This is a genomic window from Rhodococcus jostii NBRC 16295, from assembly GCF_001894825.1.
Lineage (GTDB): Bacteria > Actinomycetota > Actinomycetes > Mycobacteriales > Mycobacteriaceae > Rhodococcus_F > Rhodococcus_F jostii.
In genome coordinates this window covers 1-3,359 of the sequence record NZ_BCWY01000197.1, presented here as the reverse complement: position 1 = coordinate 3,359, position 3,359 = coordinate 1, and the positions used below count along the sequence as shown (strand labels likewise).

At 61.9% G+C, this 3,359-nt stretch carries 1 protein-coding gene and 1 pseudogene; one reads left to right on the top strand and one right to left on the bottom strand.

Going from position 1 to position 3,359, the window contains the following annotated elements:
• Positions 1-920 precede the first annotated feature (920 nt).
• Positions 921-1,457, bottom strand: a complete 537-nt coding sequence (locus tag RJ1_RS44610; protein WP_073371119.1) for a MarR family winged helix-turn-helix transcriptional regulator — start codon at positions 1,455-1,457, stop codon at positions 921-923.
• 674 nt (positions 1,458-2,131) lie between these two features.
• On the opposite strand from RJ1_RS44610, the pseudogene RJ1_RS44605 reads away from it, so the two are divergent.
• Positions 2,132-3,326 (top strand): annotated as a pseudogene (locus RJ1_RS44605) (acetyl-CoA C-acetyltransferase).
• The last annotated feature ends 33 nt before the right edge of the window (positions 3,327-3,359 follow it).

Here is a 3,359-nt window from a genome sequence, read left to right as displayed (position 1 = left end):
GTCGGGAGAAGTTCGGAGGGATCGCGAGGCCAACAGCCAGATCTCGCTGCCCGGTGTGGCCTGCCTCACCGAATAGTATGGAGCTTTCTTTCATGCGTCAATTGTTTCCTGCGATTTTTTTTCACGAATGAATAGATGCAGACGCATCTAGTTTGCTTCTTATTCAGAACCCCCTGCTCAGCGGTGCCGGGGGCATCCACCCGAGTTGGCAGTCAGGCCGCCCGACTGCGGATGACGAGCAAGAGATCGCGTCGCAATCACGGCCCCGGGGATGGCATGGACCGGGCGAGGCAACGGGATCCGCGGAGGGAGCCCCCCGACAGCGCATTCTCGTGGCCGCGGTACACAAATGTGGGGCCAGAGAGGGTTGGGCGGGGCGAGGGTCCCTGCGGTTAAGCGTCAAGGGGGGCAGCGGCACAACCAGCAGTACAGAGAGCGTGATGCCCGTATGCGGCGCCGAACATAGCCGTGGCTGTAAGCGTCGACGGGCGTGCTGGCGGCACCGGGAGTGGCCGTCCGGGCAGTGTCAGCGGTCTAGGAGAGCGCCATGCAAGGACAATTTCGGTGGGTGACGTACTCATCGTGGACCCCGATTCGCGCCGACGGTGCTGGAAATCAGTCCACAAACGACGAACCGCCACGGCAATCGATTCACGCCTCGTGATCATGTGTGACTACGACCAGCGCAGGAAGAAGTGCGTTCCCCGGGTCAGAGTTCACAAGGTGCAGTGAGTACGTCACTGATGCCGCAGCGGCTCTCAACTCATACACCATCCATGAACACTGGTACTGCGCAGCGCCATTCGATGTGCACCATCAACTTCGATAGTTCGAGATCTACGAGAATTCGAGAGTGTTACCCAGATTCATCGGCAATCACCAACAGATCAACGGCCGGCGTCGGGGCGTTTCGGTCTCAGCTAGCCACGACCCGGGTCCTCAAAGTGGGCGAGAAGGAGTTTGAGAAGCCTGCGAAGCTCGGTGTCATCGTCTTCACTCACAAACGCCAGGAGTTGCGACTCGCGACCCAGAATGTCGGAGGCGACCTCGTCGATGAGTTGGACTCCCTTTTTCGTCAATTGCACGTCGACTCGACGACGGTCTTGTGGGTGAAAGCTCCGTTTGAGCAGACCACTGCGCTCGAGTTTGTCCAGGCGGTTCGAGATACCAGCCGGGGTTATCAGCGCAGCCTCGGTGAGTTGCCCTGCCGTCATCCGATACGGCTTGCCGGAGCGCCGCAGCATTGCCAAGAGGTCGAGCGTCGCAGGATCGGTTCCCAGCTCCACCAGGCGTTGACTGCGCTCGCGCTCCAGGTATCGCGCAATGCGCCAGATCCTCGAAACGATGCCCACTGAACTGACGTCGATATCCGGCCGTTCACGTACCCACGCCTGCTCGATGCGATCGACGCCATCATCTCCAGCCACGTCCCGAATCGACGGTGCTTCGACGCCCATCCCACACCCCATGTCACTTGAATTGATCAGCTCGGGACTATTCACTGCTAAGTAGTTTTGCTTGAAAGTTTACACGTGCACCTGGGACTGGCAACATTGCAGTCGCGGTCCGACCAGATGTCAACACATTTCGGCAGTATTGGGCATGATCAGCAGACTCGCGAATCATCAACATGACCGCCGAGACGCCCGATTCGAGCCACCGGTGTGCCTCGAGCATCGCCGGCAGCCTCCAGCGACAGGCAGGCTGCAGTGTCGGTATCGAATCGCCGCGCAGCGCGTACCTCACCTCAGGGGCCGACATGACGCCTCGAGTGACCGAATGTCGGGCATCCTGCCGCGGGAATGCGGCGTTCTGCGTTCGCCGCACTCGACTATTGCATGGTCGATTCTCGCCGACGATCTACGCTCCACGAGCCACGGCTGTCCGATCCGCGCCTGATCCCGGTGAAGAACTACCCTGTGGCACTGCGCTTTACGTAGGCGTGCCACAGAAACGAACTCGGTTGCTTCGTGGTGTGCAGGACTTGCTTCCGTGGCATGTCTAGTTCACGATCTTCCCGTCGTTGCGCGCCGTCTGTTGAGTGGCGCCTCCGCCACACACGATTGAATTCCGTCTAGCGCTCGCCGGCACCCCCTGCGGAGTGGGCGCGGTGGGCAAGTTAGGACAGCTGATGACTACTTCGGTGATCGTTGCCGATGCCCGGACTCCTATGGGTCGATTTATGGGGGCTTTGCGGGGTCTGTCGGGGTTCCGACCTCGGTGGCGTCGCGATTCGGGGAGCCCTGAACAAATCTGGAGTGCCCGCCGCGCTCGTCGAATACGTGATCATGGGTCAAGTGCTCACAGCAGGCGCCGGCCAGATTCCGGCCGGACAAGCGGCGGTCGCGGCAGGAATCCCGATGGACGTGCCAGCGCTGACAGTCAACAAGGTCTGTCTATCTGGCGTCGACGCGATCGCGTTGGCCAACCAGTTGATCCGTGCCGGGGAGTTCGAGGTGATCGTCGCGGGTGGCCAAGAGTCCATGTCACAGGTTCCGCATCTGCAGGAACACGCGCGAGCGCGCGTCAAGTACGGCGACGTGACACTCCGCGATTCCATGGCATTCGACGGGCTGCACGACATCTTCACAGATCAGCCGATGGGAAATCTGGCCGAGATGACGAACGGGGAGGCCGATCACCCAATCTCGCGTTCCGAGCAGGACGCGTTCGCGGCGGCGTCGCATCAGAATGGGGTGCGGGCGTGGAAAGACGGGTTGTCCGCCGACGAAGTGGTGCCCTTAACGGTTACACAGCGTCGCGGAGGGACAGTGGAACTTGGGCAGGACGAGGGGATCCGCGCGGACACCACCGTGGGGTCGCTGGCGACTCTGAGGCCGGCGTTCAGCGCGGACGGGACAATTACCGCCGGGTCCGCGTCACAGATCTCCGATGGTGCGGCCGCGGTTGTGGTGATGAGCAAAGCCAAGGCGCAGGAGCTCCGGCCGCCATGGATCGCCGAAATCGGGGCACACGGCGTCGTTGCAGATCCCGACTCGACCTTGCAGTTACAGCCCGCACGAGCGATCGCCAGGGCGTGCGCGAGGGAGGGCATCTCTCCGGAAGATGTGGACCTGGTGGAGATCAACGAGGCCTTCGCGGCGGTGGGAATCGCCTCGACGCGCGAGCTCGGGTTGGATCCGGCGCGGGTCAACGTCAACGGCGGAGCAATTGCGCTGGGCCATCCCCTCGGCATGTCCGGGGCGCGGATCACCCTGCATCTGGCTTTGGAGTTGCAGCGCCGTGGCGGTGGTGTCGGGGCTGCTGCCCTGTGTGGTGGAGGCGGGCAGGGCGACGCCCTGATTATCCGCGTCCCGAAGAAATAGAGAAGTACGTCCCCTCAGCGAAGGTTCGAACAT

Bases quoted from the DNA above. Each gene is read 5' to 3' on its own strand.
- RJ1_RS44610 (WP_073371119.1), bottom strand. From the start codon at position 1,457: ATGGGCGTCGAAGCACCGTCGATTCGGGACGTGGCTGGAGATGATGGC.